General features: G+C 59.1%; 1 protein-coding gene. It reads left to right on the top strand.

Annotated features, from left to right (window positions below; genetic code table 11):
* Positions 1–497, top strand: a 497-nt coding sequence (locus tag ACH196_RS38160) for a cysteine hydrolase family protein (RefSeq protein ID WP_396651996.1), incomplete at its 5' end; no start/stop codon positions are given.
* Between the last annotated feature and the right edge of the window lie 11 nt (positions 498–508).

Here is a 508-nt window from a genome sequence, read left to right as displayed (position 1 = left end):
TGCCGAATGTCGTAGCGATCGTGGAGCTTGATCCAACCCGCACGATCTTCACCAGATTCATTCCTCCCCAATCTCTAGACGATGTCGCGGGCGCGTGGCGGCGGTATTATCGCAAATGGGAAACCATGACGCGCGATCGGCTCGACACACAACTGATTGATCTCGTTCCTGACCTGGCCCGTTTCGTTCCGCCGGCAGTGATTGAGGACAAGCTCGTGATGTCGGCTTGGCACGGATCGTTGCATAAACGCCTGCAGTCGGCCGGCGTCGATACGCTCATCGTATCGGGAGCCGAGACGGAGGTCTGTGTCCTTGCTTCCGTGATGGGGGCCATAGACTTGGGGTATCGCGTGATCATTGTTGCAGACGCGATCTGCTCCGGAGCGGACTCCACGCACGACGCCATGCTGGCCATCTACGAGAGCCGCTTCGGCATGCAAGTGGAGACGGTCACCACTGCCAATCTCGTGGCGGCGCGCATCGATGGAATGCTTTGAGGACGAGTGAG

Origin of the sequence: Mesorhizobium sp. IMUNJ 23232, from assembly GCF_044326205.1 — a bacterium.
Classification (GTDB): domain Bacteria; phylum Pseudomonadota; class Alphaproteobacteria; order Rhizobiales; family Rhizobiaceae; genus Kumtagia.
This window is presented reverse-complemented; position numbering and strand designations above follow the sequence as displayed.